Raw genomic sequence first — 17,966 nt, forward strand, 5'->3', positions numbered from 1 at the left:
ACGTGGCCTGCCCCCCGGAAGGCCACGTCGGCTCCGCGCGTCAGTCGCTGCGATGCCCCGAATGACAGACGACGCCGATCCGCCGCTCCCACACCGCGGCCGCGAAAAAAATGCTGCATGACGGTGCGGATCGACGCACCTAAGGGGGCGGCATGATCAGGATGGCGCCTTTCCGGCCGGCGAGCCTCGCCGCCCACGCCCGTTCCCGCCCCTTCGCGACCGTCATGCTCCTGCTCGGCTGGGCGCTGCTGCTGCGCTGCCGCGACTTCGGCAATCCGATCATCCATGTCGACGAACAATATTATCTGCTCGTCGGCGACCGCCTGCTCCACGGCGCCCTGCCCTATGTCGATCTGTGGGACCGCAAGCCGCCGGGGCTGTTCCTGATCTTCGCGGCGATCCGGCTGCTGCCGGGCGACGGCATCCTCGCCTATCAGCTCGTCGCGACGCTGTTCGCCGCGGCGACCGCCTGGCTGGTGACGCGCGGCAGCCGGCTGCTCGGCGCGACGGCGACGGGCGGCCTGGTGGCGGGCCTCGCCTATATCCTCTGGCTGTCGCTGCTCAGCGGCCGCGGCGGCCAGTCGCCGGTCTTCTACAATCTGTTCGTCGCCGCCGCCGCGGTGCTGACGCTCCGCCTCCCCCACCTCGCCGCAACGCGGGCGACCGGCGCGATCGTCGTCAACGGCTGCGCGGCGTGCCTCCTCGCCGGGCTGGCGATCCAGACGAAATATACGCCGGTGGTGGAGGGCGCCTTCTTCGGGCTCGTCCACCTCTGGTACCTGCGTCGCGCTGGTGCGTCGCTCGCCTGCATCGCCGCGGCCGGGCTGGCCTGGGCCATGCTCGGCCTGCTGCCGACCGCGATCGTCATCGTCTTCTACCGCGCGCAGGGGCCGGCAGTGTTCGACGCCTTCTGGTTCGCCAACTTCGCCTCGGTGTCGTTGCGCAAGGGCTACCCCGCCGCCAAGATCGCCGCCCGGCTCGCCGGCACCACAGCGCAGCTCCTGCCGTTCCTGATCTTCACGGCGCTCGCGTGGCGAAGGCGGCCGCACCCGCCCGAGTTACGCATCGCGTTCGGCTGGCTCGCCGCCGCGCTGATCGCCTTCGCGATGATTGGCGCCTTCTTCGATCATTATGCGCTGCCGCTGATGGTGCCGCTGGCGATCGTCGCCGGGCCGGTGATCGGCCGCCATCGCGCCGCCGCGGTGGCGCTGCTCGGCTATGGCCTGCTCCTGTTCGTCGGGCGCGTCGCGCTGGTGCCGACCGAGGCGGCGTCGGCGCGCGCCGTCGCGCGGGTGATGGCGGCGAACGACCGCGGCAGCTGCCCCTATGTCTTCGCGGGCGACTCCATCCTCTACCATCTCGCCCGCGCCTGTATCCCGACCGCCTACGCCTTCCCGTCGACCCTCGCCTATGAAGCCGAACAGGGCGCGACCGGGATCGACGAGGCGGCGGAGGTCCGCCGGATCCTCGCCGGACGGCCGCCGGTGATCGTGACGATGGACGAGCCAATGGCGCCCTGGAACCGCGACAGCCAGGCGCTGATGCGCCGCGCGCTCGCCACCCGCTATCGCCGCGTGCTGGTGGTGCCGCGCGAGGAGGCGCACCTGCTCGTCTATCTGCGCAACGACCTGCCGTTGCGCCGCTGAGCCGACGCCCCTTGGCGCGGACGCCTCCGCCGGGCTAGAGCGCCCTCATGACGCCGCTGACGCTCTATAACAGCCTGACCCGCATGGCGGAGCTGTTCCAGCCCGCCGACCCCGCCAACGTCCGCATCTATTCGTGCGGGCCGACCGTCTATCATTACGCCCATATCGGCAATCTGCGCGCCTATCTGTTCACCGATACGCTGGGCCGGGTGCTGACGTGGAAGGGCTATGGCCTGACCCATATCATCAACATCACCGATGTCGGCCATCTGACCAGCGACGCCGACGCCGGCGACGACAAGATGGAGGCGGCGGCGCGCGCCAGCGGCCGCGACATCTGGGCGGTCGCCGTGCATTATACGCAGGCGTTCAAGGCGAACCTCAAGGACCTCAACGTCCGCGATCCCGCCCGCTTTCCGCTCGCCACCGACCATGTCGACGGCATGATCGCGTTCGGCGAGGCGATCGCCGCGAAACATTGCTACCGGCTGCCCGACGGCCTCTATTTCGACACCTCGACGGTGCCCGATTACGGCCGCCTCGCCGGCACGCGCGAGGACGGGCCGGCGGAGGGCCGGATCGAGACGGTCGAGGGCAAGCGCCACGCCGCCGACTTCGCGATCTGGCGGACCAGCGCGCCGGGCGAGAACCGCCAGATGGAATGGGACAGCCCCTGGGGCCGCGGCGCACCGGGCTGGCATCTCGAATGCTCGGTGATGAGCCGCCAGTATCTCGGGCCGCATTTCGACATCCACACCGGCGGCATCGACCATCGCGAGATCCATCATCCCAACGAGATCGCGCAGAACCAGGCGATCAGCGGCAGCGCGGACACCGGCGCGACTTTGTGGATGCACAACAACTTTCTGGTCGATCGCACCGGCAAGATGTCGAAATCCTCGGGCGCGTTCCTGACCCTCCCGACGCTCGTCGAGCGCGGCTTCCACCCCCTCGCCTATCGCCTGATGTGCCTGCAGGCGCATTATCGCAGCGAGCTGGAATTCTCGTGGGAGAACCTCGCCGCGGCGCAGACCCGGCTGAAGCGCTATGTGCAGACGGTCGCGGCGCTGCGCGCGCGCGGCGAAGGCAAGGGCGCCGCGTCCGCCGCCCCCTATCTCGAACGGCTGGATGCGGCGCTGTCCGACGATCTCAATACGCCGAAGGCGCTGCCGGTGCTCGACGAGCTGCTCGCCGACAAGACGATCAGCCCGCAGGATCGGCTCGCCGCGCTCGCCGATTTCGACGCGGTGCTCGGGCTGGGGCTGACGACGTTGTCGCGCGAGGATCTGCGCGTCCGCCCGGCGAGCGCCGGCATCGACGCGGCGACCATCGCCGCGCGGCTCGCCGAACGGCGCGACGCCCGCGCGGCCAAGGACTTCCCGCGCTCCGACGCGATCCGCGACGAGCTCGCGGCGCTCGGCGTCGAGGTGATGGACGGCGATCCGCTCGGCTGGGACTGGAAGGTCACGCCGTAACGCGCGGCCGGCGCGGCGCGCCGAGCCGCGCCGGTTATTGCAGCGGCTGATCCACCGTCGCGACGATCGGCGGCACATACGGCCTGGGCGCGTTCGCCGGGATGCGGGCGATCTCCGCTTCCAACGCCTTGGCGCGCGCCGCCGACGACGGATGCGTCCGGCTGCGGAACAGGCCGCCGTCGACGTCGCCGCCATGTTCGCGCCAGAAGCGCACCGCGATCTGCGGATCGTACCCCGCGTTGCGCAGCAGATACATGCCGAGCTGATCCGCCTGATCCTCGGTCAGCCGGAACAACCGGCCGTTGCGCCCCACCTCGGACAGCAGGCCACGCTTCACCCCCGCCGCGTCGAGCCGCCTGGCGTGGTGCAGGATATTGTGCGCCAGCTCGTGCGCCACGACCACCGCGACCTCGTCGTCGCTGTAGCGTTCGAAGAAGCGCACGCCGATCTGCACGATGCGACCGTCCGCCGAGGCGTCCATCCCCGGCCCGAGCAGGACCTCGAAGGCGCTGCGACAACCCGGCGACGCGGCGATGCTGACGCTGCGCGCGCGGCCGTCGCGCATCAGGTCGACGCGCAGCGGCCGGTCGGCCGGCAGGCTCGCGATCGTCGCGGCGGCGGCATCGCGCGTGGCGCTGCTCGCGCTCTTGCCCGGCGCGGCGGCGTCGAGCCGCTTGCCATCGACCGCGACGATCGAATCGCCGGCCTGTACCGCGGCGGCGGCGGCGGGCGAGCCGGGCACCACCGCCTCGACCGCCACCGGCGTTTCGAATCCGAAGCTCTTGCGCGCCTGGTCGCGCAGCGGCGCGTCATATTGGTCGATCGCATGGATCGCCCAGCCCGGCGTCGGCGCCAGCTCGCGACACAGGGCCGCATTCGCCGTGGTCAGCCGATAGGCGATGCCGGCCATGCGCCCGTCGACGGCGCGCAGCGCCGCAAAGGTCGCCGCGCTGTCCTGCGCAGTCGCCGCAGACGGAACCAGCCCGAGCAACACGGGCGCGACGCACAGCAAAGCCTTGATCATCCGCGCGTCCTAGAACAGCGTGCCCCCGGGCGAAACCTTTCCTGCAGCGGATTGCCGCAGCGTCATCCGCTCTCCGCCGCAACGCCCTGCCCCGGCCGCAAAACCACCACCGCCGGAACGCCAAAGCGTTCCTTCGTTGCGTCAGGGCCGTTTTGGGCGCATGTCGCGACGCGTTTAGACCCGAAGGACGACATGATCATGGCCGCGAACTGGGCCCCCGACAGCTGGACCAAGGCAGAGGCCCGCCAGCTTCCCGACTATCCCGATGCCGCGGCGCTGACCCGCGCGACCGACACGCTGGCGACCTATCCGCCGCTGGTCTTCGCCGGCGAGGCGCGGGCGCTGACCCAGCAACTCGCCGAGGTTGCGGCGGGCCGCGGCTTCCTGCTCCAGGGCGGCGATTGCGCCGAAAGCTTTGCCGAGCACAGCGCGAACAACATCCGCGACACCTTCCGCGTCATCCTGCAGATGGCGGTGGTGCTGACCTGGGCGTCGAAGCTGCCGGTGGTCAAGCTCGGCCGGATGGCGGGCCAGTTCTCCAAGCCCCGCTCGGCGCCGACCGAGGTGATCGATGGCGTCGAGCTGCCCAGCTACCGCGGCGACAATGTCAACGACATCGCCTTCACCGCCGAATCGCGCCGGCCCGATCCGCAGCGGCTGATCCAGGGCTATGCGCAGTCGGCAGCGACGCTGAACCTGCTGCGCGCCTTCGCGCAGGGTGGCTATGCGACGCTCGAACAGGTGCGCACCTGGATGCTCGACTTCATGGGCCGCAGCCCGTGGGCGCAGCGCTATACCGAGACGGCGGACCGGATCGGCGAGGCGCTCGACTTCATGGCGGCGTGCGGGCTCAACCCGGAGACGGTGCCGCAGCTCAAGGGCACCGATTTCTATACCAGCCACGAAGCGCTGATGCTGCCCTACGAACAGGCGCTGACCCGGCGCGATTCGCTGACCGGCGACTGGTACGACACCAGCGCGCACTTCCTGTGGATCGGCGACCGCACCCGGTTCGAGGGGTCGGCGCATGTCGAGTTCCTGCGTGGCATCGGCAATCCGATCGGCGTGAAGTGCGGGCCGAGCCTCGAGCCCGACGCGCTGCTGCGTATGCTCGACACGCTCAATCCGGGCCGCGTACCCGGACGGATGACGCTGATCACCCGCTATGGCTATGACAAGATCGAGGCGTCGCTGCCCAAGCTCGTCCGCGCCGTGACGCGCGAGGGCCATCCGGTGGTATGGAGCTGCGACCCGATGCACGGCAACACCGTCAAGGCGGTGACCGGCTACAAGACGCGCCCGTTCGACCGGATCCTCGCCGAGGTGCGCGGCTTCTTCGCCGTCCACCGCGCCGAGGGCACGCATGCCGGCGGCATCCATGCCGAGATGACCGGCCAGAACGTCACCGAATGCACTGGCGGCGCGATCGACGTGACCGAACAGAGCTTGGCGGACCGCTACCACACGCATTGCGACCCGCGCCTCAACGCCGGGCAGAGCCTGGAACTCGCCTTCCTGCTCGCCGAAATGCTCAACGAGGAAATGGCGGAGCGCCGCAAGGCCGCCGCCTGAACGACCGGATCCGGGGGCGTCAGCAATTGCCGCTTGACGCCCCCGGCCGCGCGGCTTAGAGGCGCTCCCTCACCGCACACGGCCCCTTCGTCTAGCGGTTAGGACGTCGCCCTCTCACGGCGAAAGCACGAGTTCGATTCTCGTAGGGGTCACCAAGCGATAACAGCCACTTAGCAACTTAAATCCGCCCCTGCCCAAGCTACTTGGGTAAGGAATGGGGAATAGACGCGCTGAAACGGCTTGAACCAAGCGGGAACAGCTAGAGACGAGGACCGGAACACGCGGGCTAACGGTTGACTCTCCCTCGGTTGTTGCAACAGCTTGCTCTCGTGCCAGGGCCGTTCCATCCACTTGTCGAACAATGGAAGCGCCTGAGCGGCCCAGTCGGCTGGTAGATACCCGATAGAGTTGATGGAGAGACAGGGTTCCTGGCGCCGCTCGACATTGATGGGATCACCGTCGTCGACTTCGCCCTGCGTGGCATCGCCTATGAGCATCGGGTCGATGCCGCGGTGACGTTCCAGCTTGAGATAGGCACGCCAGGCGTTCGGACCCGCACCCCGCTCATTCGGCTCGATTGGCGTCCGATCTCGCTGCAGCACAGGAACCCCGACCGAACGATGCTCATTGGGGACCATGTGCACCCCTTCGAACTGAATTGGCTGGAGGTCGAGCAACGGATGCGCCGACACAATCTCCCTTGGGCCGCACCCCTTCCGCATGCCGTTGAGAGCTATGGCGCGTTGCTTGACGCAGCTAAGACGGTGTTTAGAATCTCCAACATAGAGATCATTCCCCCGCCGGAATGGTCGCCGAAGCTGATCTGATATGACGACGACGGACACACGGGCAGTCGATCAAGCCGCTGCGGTAGAAGCCGCGGCGCGCTCGCTGCTGCTGGTCCGGCATGACGGCCAAACCAGCCGCGTCGCGCTCCCCATCTTCTATCCGAGCGGCGCCGCCGCCACCGTGGAAGTGACCCAGAACGGCAACCAGTTCCTGATCTCGGATGCCGGCCTTGCCTATCGCGAGGCCGAGCTGATCGGCGCAGAGAACCTGTTCAATCGAAATGCGGCCCCCGTGGCCGAGCAGTTCGGGATTGATGCTGGAAGGCGGGGCTTCACTGCGTCCGCCACAATCGACCAGCTCGCCGGCGCCATGGCGGATGTTGCCGCCGCGTCCGTTCAGGTAGCGCACCGTATCTGCGAGCGTGTGGCACAGCGCAGCGAGGCCGCTATTGCCGCCCACCTCTACGAGCGGCTTGTCGCGGTGTTCGGCGCGCAGAAGGTCGTGGCGGAGGCGGAGATCGCAGGAGCATCAAGTCACAAGTGGAGGGTGTCGGCGCTCGTCCACGTTGATGGAAAGGACATGGCATTCGAGGCAGTGTCCAACCATCATAGCTCTGTCTACTCGTCTGCAACCATGTTCCACGATCTAAGCCTTCTGGAGCGGCGCCCGGTCCCCGTGGCTGTCGTGAAGGACAAGGCGTCGTTCGGCGCCTACCTGAGCATCCTGTCGCAAGCCGCGAATGTGATCGAGGAAACGGTGCCGAACGCGGCGCTGAAACGGCTGGCAGCCTGAGCTGGCCACCAATCGGCTTGAGATCAGCAGCCGGTTTCACTGCCATCCGGTGTCTGATCGACACCGCGGGGCTTGAGTGCTACATACCCCCTCACGAGCTTCGGAGCCCTAATCGGCTCCTGGGCTGCTGTTGCGGGTGTAACTCCCGCCGGTCTCGTGCTCACCATGGCCGTTGTTCTAGCAGCCGTCGTCTTGGCGGCAGAAAAGATCAAAGGAGGTTCTATGGAAGCAAAACACACCAAGCGCTCGCGCGCAGTCAGTATGTTGGGGTCGGTCGCAACTAAGTGTAAGTCAATGTTTCGTAAGTGGTTAGGTCAATCGATCATCATCACGACGGCCATGATGGCAAGCATGACGGCGGGCGTCGCCGGGCAGCAGTCTTAGCTAACCGCAGGCTTAGCGGGTCGACCATCCGTCCGAGACGGCAACGTTAGTTCATGTACAATACGTGCGCACAAAGCAGGGTAGCGGGAGCGGGTGAACCTCGGCGAATCGCGTCCTTTCTTGCTGGAACAACGCCTCTCATAGGGGTCACCAGCGGTACCGTTTCAGACATCATGATGACCATGGCCCCTTCCGGGCCACATCGTCGCGCGCGGCGCTGACCGCGGCAGGCGTGTGGGCGACGATTATGCGCCGCCCACTGTTGCCCCCTGCTCAGAGCCCCGTCGCGTACAGCGTGTGGTGCGTCAGGATGAAGAGCGTCTTCTGGTCGGCGCCGCCGATGATCAGCTGGAGCGGGCGTTCCGGCACGTCGATGCGCCGCCGCAACGCGCCATCGGCGCCGTAGACGAACACTTGCCCGTTCGCGACATAGAGGTTGCCGGCGGCATCGCGCGCGACGCTCTCGCCGCCGCGGTCGGCGACGACCTTGAGGTCGGTGACCTGCCCGCCTTCGCCGACGAGGCCGCTATAGGTGCGGTTCTCCGAGGCGTTGGTCAGCGTCACCCGGCTGCCCGGCGCCGCCGCGACGAACCCGTAGGAATCGAGCGTGTCGGACCAGCGCCAGCCCTGGTGATCGTCCGGCCCCTGGTTCCAGACGCGGAACGCGGGCAGCGCGAGCGACCCGTCCGGCGAGACATATTCCTGCGCCTTGGCCTCGCCCATCTTGCTGGTGAAGAAGTCGGTGATCGTCGGATAGGTATAGGTCTTGGGATCGATGCGATCGGCGAATTCGCCGTTGGCCCAGACGTTGACCGGCAGCAGCGTCGCCGCCTTGCGGCCGGCGCGTACCGGGGTCGGCGCGATGACGCGGACGTCGGCGGGCTTGGCCGGATCGATGCTGTAGACGCTGCCGTCACGCCCCGCCGAGGACTGGACGAGCAACGAGCCCGACTGGTCGACCGCGAGATTGACCGCGTCGAGCGGCGCATCCGCGACGGTCGACAGCCCCTCCGCCTGCGACCAGCCGTGGATGCGCTGGAAGAAGCGATCGATGAAGTAGAGCTTGCCCGCCTTGTCGGTCGCCGCGCCGGCGATCGAGTAGAAGCCGTCCGCGAGTTTGCGCACCCCCGGCGACACCGGCACCGCCGTGGCGGTCGCCGCGGTCGCGGGCGCCGCCGGCACGTCGAGCCTGGCGAACTCGCGCTCGCGCACCTCCTGCTGGCGGGTCATGTCCTTGATCGCATTTTCGAACGGATATTTGCTGGCGCGCAGATAGGTGCCGCAGCCCTTGGTGTCGCAGCTCGCAAAGCCGCTCTCGGCGTTCACATGGACGTTGCGGAAGCGGATGTCGCCCGAATCGTACAGGCGCACCGCCGTATCCATCGGCTTGATCGATCGCGTGACGCGATAGGCATGATAGTTGGCGAACAGGATGTTGCGCGAATTGCGGAACTCGGTCGAGATGGCGTTGACGCCGTCGCGCACCTCCTGCTCGGTCTGCGGTGCGAGGAATTCCCAGTTCTCGACGCCGTCGAGGACGATCTCGTGGCGATAATGATGCTCGGCCGACAGCTGGTAGACATGGCCCGGCGTCTTGGTGTCGGAGACGTAGAAGCCCGCCGACGCCAGCGTGTTGGGCGACCAGAGCGCCGAGAAGGTACCGCCGCCGCCGTCGGTCACCCAGATGCTGGGATATTGACCGTCGAAGCGCGCGCGCGGATCGCCGAAGCCGACCGGGCTGCCCTTGGTCAGGAAGGTGCCGCCGCCGCCCTGGATCTTGACGTCGTTGACCATCGACGCCTCGCCCGCCTTCCACAGCAGCGCCGTCGCGCGCGGATTGACCCCGCCGGTCCACAGGCCGAGGCCGTGGACGATGGCGTTGCCGCCCTTCGCGCTCTCGATCAGCGCCTTGGCGCCGCCGACCCCCATGAAGGCGGGCGTCTCGTCGGGCAGATAGACGTGGGTCAGGCTCGGGTGGAGCGCGATCAGCACGCTGTCGGGGCGCAGCTTCAGCGTGTCGGTGACGCGATAGCGGCCCATCGGCAGATACAGCACGCGATGCGTGTCGATCGCGCGTTGCAGCGCGGCGGTGTCGTCGGTGGTGTCGTCGCCCTTGACGCCGAGGTCGTGGACGTTCGCCCAGGCCTTGACCGGCGGCAGCGCGGCGATCGCCGGCTTGGGCCGCGCCGGCGCGCGGCCGAGCGGCGCCATCGTCACGTCGGTGGCATAATCGCCGATCGTGCCGAGCCCGGCCAGCTTGAGGCCGTAGGAGAAGTCGCTGACGCGGTAGCGCGCGCCCTTGCCCGCGACGGTCGTGCCGCTGTCGCGGAAGCGCGCGAAGGTCGGTGTGTTGATGCCGATCGCATTGTCGAAGCCGATCTGGGTGAAGACGCTCTTCTCCTCCGAGATCAGCACCGCCGATTGCGAGACGTTCTCGAAGCGGACGTCCTTGCCCCACAGCGAGTCGGAATAGCCGCGGTCGATCTCGATGCCGACCGGCGTGTCGCGGATCGCGACGTTGACCAGCGTCAGATCGACCTCATGCTCGCGGATCGCCGCGTCGCGCTGGCCCTGGAAGTCGGAATCGATCAGCGTGAACTGCCACGCCGGCGAGGTCTTTTCCGACATGATGCCGTAGCGGCCGCCGAAGAAGCGCAGGTCCTCGAACTCGTTGCCCGCCTGATAGACGCCGGCGAGGCCGGAGCCGATGTGGAAGTCGGCATGGCGGATATAGCCGTGCTGCGCGACGCGGAAGCGCACCGCGACCGCACCGGCATTGCCCTCGCCGATACGGAAATCGACGTTGGCGAGCGCGGAATAGAAGGTGCTGGAGGTCGCGTCGAAGATGCTGGGATCGAACGGCACGCTGGTGCGCGGCGGCACCGGCGCCTTGCCGACGCGATACTGGTCCTCGCCGGTGAAGGCGAGCATCGCCGCGACACCGGCGCCGAAGCCCTCGCTATTGTCGCCGAGCACGATCTCCGGCCGCGTCACGCCGACGCCGAAGATGCGCACTGCGGAGCGCACGAAGATCGTGCGGCTGATCCGGTAGCGGCCCGACGGCAGGAAGACGACGCCGCCCTGCCCGCCCTGCGCCGCGGCGTCGATCGCCTGCTGGATCGCGGCGCTGTCGTCGGCGCGGCCGTCGCCGACGCCGCGGACGGTGATCGCCCGCGCATCCTTCGGCGCGCTGAGATAGACCGATGTGGTCGCGGCCAGAGCGGGCGCAGGCGCGACCAGCGCCGCTGCGCCGAGCAGCCAGATATGCTTCAAGGCAGTTCTCCCCGGGGGTTCGGTCGTGCCGCACGGTCCGCCGGACCGGCGGTAAAAGGCTCAGGAGGCGCGGCGGCCCAGCGTCTGTGCGGCGAGCGCGACCTGCGTGCGGTTGCGCACGTTGAGCTTGCGCATCAGCGCGGTCATATGCGCCTTCACCGTCGCCTCGGCGATGCCGAGGTCATAGGCGATCTGTTTGTTGAGCAGACCGGAATGGACGCCGCGCAGCACCTTCATCTGCGTCGGCGTCAGCTGGTCGAGCGGACAGGCCGCTGGCGCCGCATGGGCGTTGATCGCGGGCTGGCGAGCGATCGGGGAAGTCCCTTCCATCGTCATCCTCCTCTGGTGGCCATGAGCCGGCGGTCGTCCGTCTCGGACGATCCATCTTGGTCCACCGACCCGTTTCGAGACGGATTCGGTTAGACAGGTTTCCTGTATGATCTCTACAACATGCGGGGATCAAGCCTTTTTTCTTGGCGAACGGCAAAAACCTGTCCTACAGATACGCCGACGAACGGCAGACGAAGGCGTCGCCGAAGTGGAGGGAGGGTGTCGATGCGGCACAGGCAGGCCAGCATGGCGAAGGCCATGACGCCACGATCGGAACGGGATGCGCCGTCGGGCGCACGAGATCGTGGCACTCCGACGCTCTCCCACGCGCCGTCACCCCGGACGTGTTCCGGGGTCCACCGGGCCGCGGGCGCGTCGTGCCGTTTCGAGCCATTCTCCTCGCCGCGGCGTGGACCCCGGAACCAGTCCGGGGTGACGGGGTGGGCGACGCGAGCCGAACACGACAGTCCCCATGCGGCGACGCCACGATGACCGGCGCGGACATCCGCCTCGTCGTCGCCGCGCTCGCCGGCATCCTGCTCGCGGTGCTGATGATCGTGCGCGGCCGGCTGCACCCGTTCATCGGGCTGCTGTGCGGCGCCTTCGCGGTCGGGCTGTTCGCCGGCCTGCCGCTGCCCGACATCGCCAAGGCGGTGCAGAAAGGCGTCGGCGACATCATCGGCGGCACCGGACTGGTCGTCGCGCTCGGCCTATCGCTCGGCGCGATGCTGCATCTGTCGGGCGCCGCCGCCGCGCTGGCGCAGAGCGCGCTGCGGCTGACCGGCGCGCGCGCCGCCCCCTGGGCGACGCTCGGCATCGCGATCGTCATCGGCCTGCCGCTGTTCTTTGAAACCGGGCTGGTGCTGCTGCTGCCGATCGTCGTCGCCGCCGCGGAGGCGATGGCCGGCCCCGACGATGCCGACCGCGACGCCGCCAAGCTGCGCCTGATCATGCCCGCGCTCGCCGGGCTCGGCGTCGTCCATGCGCTGGTGCCGCCGCATCCCGGCCCGCTGCTCGCGGTCGAGGCGCTCGGCGCCAACCTCGGCAAGACGATGCTCTACGGCATTCTCATCGCGATCCCGACCGCGATCATCGCCGGGCCGGTGCTCGCCCGCTTCGTCACCCCCGGCATCCGGCTCGCGCCGCCGCTGCTCCACGACCATCGGCTCGACCTCGCCACGCCCGGCCGCGCCGCATCGCTCGCGATCGTGCTGCTCCCGGTCCTGCTGATCGCCACCGGCGAGCTCGGCCAGATGGCGCCGGGGCTGAAGGGCACCGGCTGGCTGGTCGCCGCGAGCAATCCGGTGATCGCGCTGCTGGTCACCAACCTGCTCGCATTGCCGCTGCTGTTCGGCCGCCGCCTGCGCGAGGCGAAGATCCAGGACGCGGTGTGGCACGAGACGATGGCCGCGGCGGGCGCGATCCTGCTCGCGATCGGCGCCGGCGGCGCGTTGAAGCAGGTGCTGGTCAGCGCCGGCCTGTCCGACCTGTTGGCGCGGCTGGTGCTGATGTATGCGGTGTCACCATTGCTGCTCGGCTGGCTGGTCGCAGTCGGCATCCGCCTTGCCGCCGGCTCGGCGACGGTGGCGACGATCACCGCGGTCGGCATCATGCCCGGCGTCGTCGCCGGATCGGGCGTGTCGCCCGAGCTGGTGGTGCTGGCGATCGGCGCGGGCTCGGTGTTCTTCAGCCACGTCAACGATCCCGGCTTCTGGCTGGTGAAGAGCTATGTCGGCACGAGCACCGCGGACACGTTCAAGACCTGGTCGCTGCTCGAAACGACGATTTCGGTCGTCGGCCTCGCGCTGGTGATCGCGCTCAGTTATGTTGTCTGACGCGCGGGAGGGGCGGCCATGAACGAAGTGCGCCTGGTCGATCGCGCCTATACCGCGATCGTCGGCATCATCAACGACGAGCAGCTTGCGATCGGCGACCGCCTGCCGTCCGAAGCGCGGCTCGCCGCATCGTTCGGCATGTCGCGGACGATCGTCCGCGAGGCGCTGGCGCGGCTCGCCTCCGACGGGATCACCGCGGCGCGGCGTGGCGCCGGCTCCTATGTCCAGCGACGGCCGTCGGAACGGCTCAGCACCCATATGCCGATGGACGCGCTCGCCAAGACGCTCGGCACCTATGAAGTCCGCTTCGTCCTGGAATCGGAGGCGGCAAGGCTGGCGGCACAGCGCCGCTCGCAGCAGCAGCTCGACACGATCGAACGCGCGCTGGCGGCGCTGCGCAGCGCGCTGCTGTCGAATGCGCCGGCGCATGACGAGGACTGGCTGCTGCATCGCGCCATCGTCGAGGCGACGGGCAATTCGGCCTTCGTGCCGGTGTTTGATCACCTCCAGCATGAGGTGATGCGCATCCTGCGCGCCGGTGTCGACATCTCACGCTCGCGCCCGCCCGAGGTGATCGGTGCGATGATGGGCGAACATGACGCGATCGTCGACGCGATCCGCGCCCGCGACGCCGACGGGGCGGCGCTGGCGATGCGCTGGCACCTGTCGCAGGGACGCAAGCGGCTGATGCCGTGAGGCGGGCATTGACTCCGTCGCGCTCGCTCCCTCCCCCGCGGTTCGCCCCGAGCCCGTCGAAGGGCGTGGGACTCACCGTCCTGCGACAGGCTCAGGTCGAGCGGCGGGATTTCCGGTCTTCCGAACCTGTCGCCTTCTGCCGCTCGTCGATCCACGCCAGCGCCTCCGCGGTCAGCGCGTCCACCGGGCGCGACGCGTCGAGCGTCACCGCCGGTTCGTCGGGCGTCGGGCGCTCGAGCGTGGCGAGCTGGCTGCCGAGCAGGCTGGGCGGCATATAATGGCCCGATCGCGTCCGCATGCGCCGCGCGATCTCGGCTTCGCCGGTATCGAGCAGCACGAACAGCAACGGCACCGCCGATGCGGCCGACAGCCGCTCGCGATAGCTGCGCTTGAGCGCCGAACAGGCGGCAACGGCGACGCCGCCGGGCGCGTCCAGCGCTGCCGCGCCCAGCGCCGCGCCGAGCCGGTCGAGCCACGGCCAGCGATCGGCGTCGGTGAGCGGATGGCCCGCCTGCATCTTCGCGACATTCTCCGCCGAGTGGAAGGCGTCGCCCTCCAGCACCGGACACCCCAGCGCCGTGCCCAGCCGGGCCGACAGCGTCGATTTGCCGCTACCGCTTACGCCCATGACGACGATCGCATAAGCGCGGTCGGTCCCTGCTTGTCCGTGCACGCGCTACCCTTGCGTTCGAGGCCGGGCGAGATGCCGGCATGAGGATAACGCCGCTATCCCGCGTCCGTGCCCGGCTGACCATTACGACCTTTGTCGCAATCGTCGCCCCGCCTGCGCGATCCTACTCCGGAGCATCTGCGGGATGCCCCAGTCTGTTGCCCGTCTTTTGCAAGGATACGCCGTGATGACAGCCACGTCCCGGGCGGTGCGCCGCCTCCCCCTCGCCGCGCTGCTGCTCGCCGGCGCCGCCACGCCGCTGATCGCCGCGACGCCGTCGGTTTCGACCTTCGCGACCGCACCCGCCGATCCGCGCGCGGTCACGGTGGCGGGCAAGGGCGACGGGCAGGCCGACGACAGCGCCGCAATCCAGCGCGCGATCGACTCGGTCGCGGCGCAGGGCGGCGGCGGACTCGTCTTCCTGCCGACCGGCCGATACCGCATCACGCGCACGCTCTACATGCGACCCGGCGTGCGCCTGTTCGGCGTCGGCAACCGGCGCCCGGTCATCCTGCTCGCGCCGCAGACCCCCGGCTTCCAGCGTGGCGTCGGCAGCATGGTGTTCTTCACCGGCACCCTGCCCGTCCGCCCGGGCGAGCCGCCACGCCCGCCGGTGCCGGTGCCGCCGCCGACCAGCGTACCGTTCGATCCCGGCATCGCCGATGCCAATTCGGGCACCTTCTATTCGGCGATGGCCAATGTCGACTTCGAGATCGGCGACGGCAATCCGGCGGCGACCGCGGTGCGCTTCCACGCCGCGCAGCACGCCTATCTCAGCCATATCGACTTCCACCTCGGCTCGGGCCTCGCCGGCATCTATCAGGTCGGCAATATCGGCCAGGATCTGCGCTTCTTCGGCGGCCGCTACGGCATCCTCACCGAAAAGCCCTCGCCCGCATGGCAATATACGCTGCTCGATGCGACCTTCGAGGGCCAGCGCGACGCCGCGATCCGCGAGCATGAGGCGGGGCTGACTCTGGTCAACACCGTGTTCCGCAACGTGCCCGTCGGCATCGAGATCGACCGCGGCTATGGCGACTGGCTGTGGGGCAAGCAGGTGCGCTTCGAGAATGTCGCCAAGGCCGGCGTCATCATCAGCAACGAGGGCAACAGCTACACGCAGATCGGCTTCGAGGACGCGACCGCGATGGGCACGCCGGTGTTCGCGCGCTTCCGCGACAGCGGCAGGACGGTGGCGGGATCGGGCACACGCTATCGCGTCCGCGCCTTCAATTACGGGCTCACCGTGCCGGCGCTCGGCGCGACCGGCCGCTTCGCGACGCGCATGGATGCCGCCCCCCTCGCCCGCGATCCGAAACGCCCCGCCCCCGCGATCCGGGCGCTGCCGCCGGTCGCCGCCTGGGCCAATGTCCGCGACTTCGGCGTCACCGGCGACGGCACCACCGACGATACCGCGGCGCTGCAACGCGCCATCGCCAGCCGGCGCGTCCTGTATTTCCCGGCCGGCTTCTACCGGGTCAGCGATACGCTGACGCTGCGCGCCGACAGCGTGCTGATCGGCCTCCACCCCAGCCTCACCCAGATCGTCCTTGCGGACGACAGCCCGGCCTTCCGCGGCGTCGGCGCACCGCGCGCGCTGCTCGCCAGCGCCAAGGGCGGCGACGCGATCGTCTCCGGCCTCGGCCTTGCGACCGGCGGCCGCAATCCGCGCGCGACGGCGTTGCTGTGGCGCGCCGGCGAACGCTCGCTGGTCGATGACGTCAAGTTCCAGGGCGGCCACGGCACCTTCCGCGCCGATGGCAGCCGCTTCGATCCCTATAATGCCGATCACAGCGGCGATCCCGACCCCAAGCAGCGCTGGGACGGGCAATATGCCAGCCTGTGGGTGACCGACGGCGGCGGCGGCACGTTCAACGGCCTGTGGACGCCGAGCACCTATGCCGCGGCCGGGCTGCTCGTCTCCGACACCGACACGCCGGGCCACGTCTACCAGATGTCCGCCGAGCACCACGGCCGCGCCGAGATCGTGCTCGACCGGGTGCGCAACTGGGAGTTCCTCGCGCCGCAGACCGAGGAGGAAGCGGGCGAAAGCCGCGACACGGTCGCGTTCGAGATTCGCAACTCGCGCGACATCCTGTTCGCCAACCTCCACGCCTATCGCGTGACCCGATCGCTACAGGGGGCGCCGGCGGCGATCACGCTGACCGGCTCGACCGGCATCCGCTTCCGCAACGTCCATGTGAACGCCGAAAGCGGTTTCGCCACCTGCGACGCCGCCGGCTGCGGCACCTATCTGCGTGCCAGCAAATATCCGTATGAGAATGCGATCCGCGACATCACCCGCGGCGCCGAGGTGCGCGAGCGCGAATTTGCGGTGCTCGACGTCACCGACGCGCCGGTCGCGCCGCCGTCGACCGCGATCCCCGTGACGCGGGTCGCCGGCGGCTTCCACGCGCTCGGCGGCGGCGCGGTCGATTCCACCGGCCGGCTCTATTTCGTCGATCGGCAGATGCAGCGCATCCACGGCTGGAGCGCGGCCGAGGGCCTGTCGGTGGTGTCCGACGCGCCGCTCGACGCGGTCAATCTCGCCGTCGACGCGTCCGACCGATTGATGGTGCTGTCGTCCGCCGGCGCCGCCGCGACCGTCTACAGCCTCGATCCCAAACGCCCCGCGGCCGTCGACGTGCTCGCCGCCAGACCCGCCGCCGCGCATCCGCGGATCGTCCTGCCGGGCAGTCTGTGGAACAACGGCGAATTCCGCGACCAATATGATCCCGCGACCGACCGTTTTACCACCCTCGCCGAAATGTTCGCCCGCGACATCGCACTCTCCAAGCCGCACAACTATCTCTCCCCCGACGGCAGTCTCGCTTTGCCCGCCTTCCGCGTCTGGCAGCAGGGGCCGGCGGATCATCGCGGCTGGCGCTTCTCCGACACGCTCGACACCTATGGCTTGGTCACCGCCAAACCCGGCGAGCGCGTCTATCTCGCCAACGGCTCCGAGAACCGCACCTACAGCGGGCGCGTCGGTGCCGGCGGCGCGGTGACCGATCTCAAGCCGTTCGCGGCGCGCGGCGGCGAAAGCGTCGTCGCCGGTCGCGACGGGCGTGTCTACGTCGCCAACGGACAGGTGTTCGTCTATGCCGCGGACGGCAGCGAAGAGGGACGCATCGACGTGCCCGACCGGCCGTTGCAACTGCTGTTCGGTGGTGCCGACGGTCGCACGCTGCTGATCCTGACCCACCACGCGCTCTACACCGCCCGCCCCTAAGGCCGGAGCGACATTCGGGGTTTTGGAGCCCCCGCCGGGGAAGGCTATCACACAGGGTTTCTCCTGATCCGTCACCCCGGACTTGTTCCGGGGTCCACCGGGCCGCAAGAGAACGGTGCCCCATCGGGCTTTCTCCTCGCCGCAGAGTGAACCCCGGAACACGTCCGGGGTGACGGAGGGGGAATGCAAAGCGGCGGACTCCAACGAATGCCCAGATGCGCTAGCCCTGCCCGTCAGGACGATTTCGA

General features: G+C 68.9%; 12 protein-coding genes and 1 tRNA gene. 8 read left to right on the top strand and 5 right to left on the bottom strand.

The window, feature by feature from the left end; genetic code table 11:
- The first annotated feature begins 152 nt into the window (after positions 1-152).
- A complete protein-coding gene (locus HD841_RS08515; protein ID WP_257015372.1) occupies positions 153-1,646 on the top strand; it encodes an ArnT family glycosyltransferase in 1,494 nt (497 codons plus the stop codon).
- A 47-nt stretch (positions 1,647-1,693) separates the two neighbouring features.
- A complete protein-coding gene (gene cysS, locus HD841_RS08520) occupies positions 1,694-3,121 on the top strand; it encodes a cysteine--tRNA ligase (protein WP_179508447.1) in 1,428 nt (475 codons plus the stop codon).
- Between the two features lie 34 nt (positions 3,122-3,155).
- Here the strand turns inward: cysS and HD841_RS08525 are convergent, their stop codons facing one another.
- A complete protein-coding gene (locus tag HD841_RS08525; RefSeq protein ID WP_179508448.1) occupies positions 3,156-4,145 on the bottom strand; it encodes a M48 family metallopeptidase in 990 nt (329 codons plus the stop codon).
- A gap of 198 nt (positions 4,146-4,343) precedes the next feature.
- Here HD841_RS08525 and HD841_RS08530 point away from each other — a divergent pair, with 198 nt between their 5' ends.
- Complete coding sequence (locus HD841_RS08530; protein ID WP_179508449.1) at positions 4,344-5,717, top strand: class II 3-deoxy-7-phosphoheptulonate synthase; 1,374 nt, start codon at positions 4,344-4,346, stop codon at positions 5,715-5,717.
- An 80-nt stretch (positions 5,718-5,797) separates the two neighbouring features.
- Positions 5,798-5,872, top strand: a tRNA-Glu gene (locus HD841_RS08535).
- Between the two features lie 15 nt (positions 5,873-5,887).
- Here HD841_RS08535 and HD841_RS08540 read toward each other — a convergent pair.
- On the bottom strand, positions 5,888-6,409 hold the full coding sequence (locus HD841_RS08540) for a hypothetical protein (protein ID WP_179508450.1): 522 nt from the start codon (positions 6,407-6,409) through the stop codon (positions 5,888-5,890).
- Positions 6,410-6,545: 136 nt separating this feature from the next.
- Between HD841_RS08540 and HD841_RS08545 the strand changes: the two genes are divergently transcribed.
- Positions 6,546-7,298, top strand: a complete 753-nt coding sequence (locus tag HD841_RS08545) for a hypothetical protein (protein WP_179508451.1) — start codon at positions 6,546-6,548, stop codon at positions 7,296-7,298.
- 657 nt (positions 7,299-7,955) lie between these two features.
- Here HD841_RS08545 and HD841_RS08550 read toward each other — a convergent pair.
- Positions 7,956-10,955, bottom strand: a complete 3,000-nt coding sequence (locus tag HD841_RS08550; protein WP_218845469.1) for a glycosyl hydrolase family 28-related protein — start codon at positions 10,953-10,955, stop codon at positions 7,956-7,958.
- Positions 10,956-11,015: 60 nt separating this feature from the next.
- Positions 11,016-11,285, bottom strand: coding sequence for a response regulator transcription factor (locus HD841_RS08555; RefSeq protein WP_257015373.1), 270 nt, complete (start codon positions 11,283-11,285; stop codon positions 11,016-11,018).
- A gap of 488 nt (positions 11,286-11,773) precedes the next feature.
- On the opposite strand from HD841_RS08555, the gene HD841_RS08560 reads away from it, so the two are divergent.
- Both HD841_RS08560 and HD841_RS08565 read left to right on the top strand, forming a co-directional pair.
- Positions 11,774-13,120, top strand: coding sequence for a GntT/GntP/DsdX family permease (locus HD841_RS08560; protein ID WP_179508452.1), 1,347 nt, complete (start codon positions 11,774-11,776; stop codon positions 13,118-13,120).
- An 18-nt stretch (positions 13,121-13,138) separates the two neighbouring features.
- Positions 13,139-13,816 carry a FadR/GntR family transcriptional regulator gene (locus HD841_RS08565; protein ID WP_179508453.1) on the top strand — a complete coding sequence of 226 codons (678 nt, stop codon included), beginning with the start codon at positions 13,139-13,141 and terminating at the stop codon, positions 13,814-13,816.
- 91 nt (positions 13,817-13,907) lie between these two features.
- Here HD841_RS08565 and HD841_RS08570 read toward each other — a convergent pair whose 3' ends face one another.
- The gene (locus HD841_RS08570; RefSeq protein ID WP_179508835.1) at positions 13,908-14,444 is read right to left on the bottom strand and encodes a gluconokinase; all 537 of its coding nucleotides are present in this window, start codon (positions 14,442-14,444) and stop codon (positions 13,908-13,910) included.
- A 229-nt stretch (positions 14,445-14,673) separates the two neighbouring features.
- On the opposite strand from HD841_RS08570, the gene HD841_RS08575 reads away from it, so the two are divergent.
- The gene (locus HD841_RS08575; protein WP_179508454.1) at positions 14,674-17,718 is read left to right on the top strand and encodes a glycosyl hydrolase family 28-related protein; all 3,045 of its coding nucleotides are present in this window, start codon (positions 14,674-14,676) and stop codon (positions 17,716-17,718) included.
- Positions 17,719-17,966 lie beyond the last annotated feature (248 nt).

The sequence above is a fragment of the Sphingomonas melonis genome, from assembly GCF_013409985.1.
Classification (GTDB): Bacteria; Pseudomonadota; Alphaproteobacteria; order Sphingomonadales; family Sphingomonadaceae; genus Sphingomonas; species Sphingomonas melonis_A.

Bases quoted from the DNA above. Each gene is read 5' to 3' on its own strand.
- HD841_RS08515 (WP_257015372.1), top strand. From the start codon at position 153: ATGATCAGGATGGCGCCTTTCCGGCCGGCGAGCCTCGCCGCCCACGCC.
- cysS (WP_179508447.1), top strand. From the start codon at position 1,694: ATGACGCCGCTGACGCTCTATAACAGCCTGACCCGCATGGCGGAGCTG.
- HD841_RS08525 (WP_179508448.1), bottom strand. From the start codon at position 4,145: ATGATCAAGGCTTTGCTGTGCGTCGCGCCCGTGTTGCTCGGGCTGGTT.
- HD841_RS08530 (WP_179508449.1), top strand. From the start codon at position 4,344: ATGGCCGCGAACTGGGCCCCCGACAGCTGGACCAAGGCAGAGGCCCGC.
- HD841_RS08545 (WP_179508451.1), top strand. From the start codon at position 6,546: ATGACGACGACGGACACACGGGCAGTCGATCAAGCCGCTGCGGTAGAA.
- HD841_RS08555 (WP_257015373.1), bottom strand. From the start codon at position 11,285: ATGGAAGGGACTTCCCCGATCGCTCGCCAGCCCGCGATCAACGCCCAT.
- HD841_RS08560 (WP_179508452.1), top strand. From the start codon at position 11,774: ATGACCGGCGCGGACATCCGCCTCGTCGTCGCCGCGCTCGCCGGCATC.
- HD841_RS08565 (WP_179508453.1), top strand. From the start codon at position 13,139: ATGAACGAAGTGCGCCTGGTCGATCGCGCCTATACCGCGATCGTCGGC.
- HD841_RS08570 (WP_179508835.1), bottom strand. From the start codon at position 14,444: ATGGGCGTAAGCGGTAGCGGCAAATCGACGCTGTCGGCCCGGCTGGGC.
- HD841_RS08575 (WP_179508454.1), top strand. From the start codon at position 14,674: ATGACAGCCACGTCCCGGGCGGTGCGCCGCCTCCCCCTCGCCGCGCTG.